The 2172-nt window shown below is 77.3% G+C and carries 3 protein-coding genes; all 3 read right to left on the bottom strand.

Translation table 11 applies throughout. The annotated features are described in order from the left end of the window. Positions 1-91: 91 nt before the first annotated feature. Entirely contained in the window at positions 92-889 is a 798-nt protein-coding gene (locus ABEB16_RS21670) for an Fpg/Nei family DNA glycosylase (protein WP_345714243.1), read from the bottom strand. Positions 890-902: 13 nt separating this feature from the next. Next, positions 903-1382 carry a ribose-5-phosphate isomerase gene (locus ABEB16_RS21665; protein ID WP_345714242.1) on the bottom strand — a complete coding sequence of 160 codons (480 nt, stop codon included), beginning with the start codon at positions 1380-1382 and terminating at the stop codon, positions 903-905. A gap of 79 nt (positions 1383-1461) precedes the next feature. Further along, on the bottom strand, positions 1462-2109 hold the full coding sequence (locus ABEB16_RS21660; protein ID WP_345714241.1) for a mycothiol-dependent nitroreductase Rv2466c family protein: 648 nt from the start codon (positions 2107-2109) through the stop codon (positions 1462-1464). Positions 2110-2172: the final 63 nt, after the last annotated feature.

The following is a 2172-nucleotide window of genomic DNA, read 5'->3' as shown; positions in this document are numbered from 1 at the left end:
GCTCCTGGCCCGCGACCTCGGTGCGCGCACCGCGGCCGGCGCGACCGGCGCCTGAGGCCGCGCCCCGCCGCCCCGCCGGGCGGCGGGGTGCTCAGGCCGGTTGGCAGGTTGGGCACCAGTTGAGGTGCCGCGCCACGAGCAGGGCGTGCCGCACCGGCGTGCCGCACACCCGGCACGGCTCGCCGGTGCGGCGGAAGACGTAGAAGCGGTCCCCGCGCCCGGGCACCGCGCGGGCCGCCTCCCGGTCGGCCGGGCGGGTCGTCTCGATGCGCCCGTCCCGCACCCCCTCGGTCATCATCACGACCAGGTCGTCCCAGACGGCCTCCCACCGCTCGCGGGCGAGCTCGCGGCCGGGGAGGTAGGGGTCGATCCCCTGCCGGAACAGCACCTCCGCCCGGTAGATGGCACCCACGCCGGAGACGACGTCCTGCTGCATGAGCAGCGCACCGATCACGGTGCGGGAGCGGCTGATCCGCCGCCACGCCGCCTCCGGGTCGGCGTCGGCCCGCAGCGGGTCCGGCCCGAGCCGCGCGCGCAGGGCCGCCTCGCCGCCCTCGTCGGGCACCTCGCAGGCGGTGGGCCCGCGCAGCTCGGCCCAGCCGCCGGTGCCGCGCAGCCGGGCCCGCACGGTGCCGCGCACCGGCGGGGCCTGGCCGTCGCCCGTCGTCCACGACCCGTAGAGGCCCAGGTGCACGTGCAGCACCCGGCCCGGGCCGAAGTGCAGCAGGAGGTGCTTGCCGTGCGCCTCGGCCCCGCGCAGCACGGTGCCGTCCAGCAGCGCGGCACCGGCGGCGAAGCGGCCCTGCGGGCTGTCCACCGCCACGGGCCCCGCCGCGAAGCGGGACCCCAGCTCGGCGGCGTTGCGGTGGACGGTGTGGCCCTCGGGCACGCGGGGGTTCCTCTCAGGCGGGCTCGCCGGGCAGCGGGGGCAGCTCGCCGGTCTCCTCGAACCGGGTGAGCATCTCGATGCGCCGGACGTGGCGGGGGTCGTTCGAGAACTCGGTGGTGACGAAGGCGTCGGCGATCTGCGCCGCCGTCTCCAGGTCGTGCATGCGGGCCCCGATGCCCACGACCTGGGCGTCGTTGTGCTCGCGGGCCAGCTGCGCCGTCTGCACCGACCAGGCCAGGGCGGCGCGGATGCCGGGCACCGCGTTCGCGGCCAGCTGCTCGCCGTTGCCGGAGCCGCCGATGACGATGCCCAGCGTGCCCGGCTCGGCGGCCACCGCCTGCGCCGCGCGCAGGCAGAACGGCGGGTAGTCGTCGGCGGCGTCGTAGACGTGCGCCCCGTGGTCGACGACCTCGTGCCCGGCGGCGCGCAGGTGGCCGACGAGGTGTTCCTTGAGCTCGAAGCCGGCGTGGTCGGTGCCGATGTGAACGCGCATGGCGCAAGCCTCCCAGGCACCGCGCCGGGGGCGGGCGCGAGGGTGCGCCCGCCCCCGCGCGGTGCCCGGGAGCGCCGGCTCAGTCGAAGACCGGCCCCCGGGTGCGGGTGCGCTTGAGCTCGAAGAAGCCGGGGGTGCCCGCCACGAGGACGCAGCCGTCCCACAGCCGCCCCGCCGCCTCGCCCTTGGGCGCCGGCGTCACCACCGGGCCGAAGAACGCGACGTCGCCGAACGCCACCACCGGGGTGCCCACGTCCTCGCCCACCCTGCCGATGCCCTCCGCGTGCGAGGCGCGCAGCTGCTCGTCGTAGGTGTCGGAGGTGGCGTACCGGGCCAGCCCGGCGGGCAGGCCGACCTCCTCCAGCGCGCCGGCGACGACGCGGTCGAAGTCGTCGTCGCCACCGGGGTGGATGCGGTTGCCCATCGCGGTGTACAGCGGCAGCACGACGTCCTCGCCGTGCTCGACGCGGGCGGCCGTCACCACGCGCACCGGGCCCCAGCCCTTCGTCATCAGCTCCCGGTACTGCTCCGGCAGGTCGCGGCCCTCGTTGAGCACCGACAGGCTCATGACGTGCCAGCGCACCTCGATGTCGCGGACGCGCTCCACCTCCAGGATCCAGCGGGAGGTCATCCACGCCCACGGGCACAGCGGGTCGAACCAGAAGTCGGCCACCCGGCGGTCGGTGCCCGCCCCGGCGGCGGGGGCGCTGCTCTCGGTCGTCGTCATGGGCACATCCTCGCCGCGGCCCCGGTGCCGCGCCCGCCGACCCCGCCGCGGCCGCCCGCAGGC

The organism is Kineococcus glutinatus, from assembly GCF_039542765.1.
GTDB classification, from domain to species: Bacteria; Actinomycetota; Actinomycetes; order Actinomycetales; family Kineococcaceae; genus Kineococcus_A; species Kineococcus_A glutinatus.
Note: the sequence above shows the minus strand (reverse complement) of the source record. Positions and strands in the feature narration are given on the sequence as shown.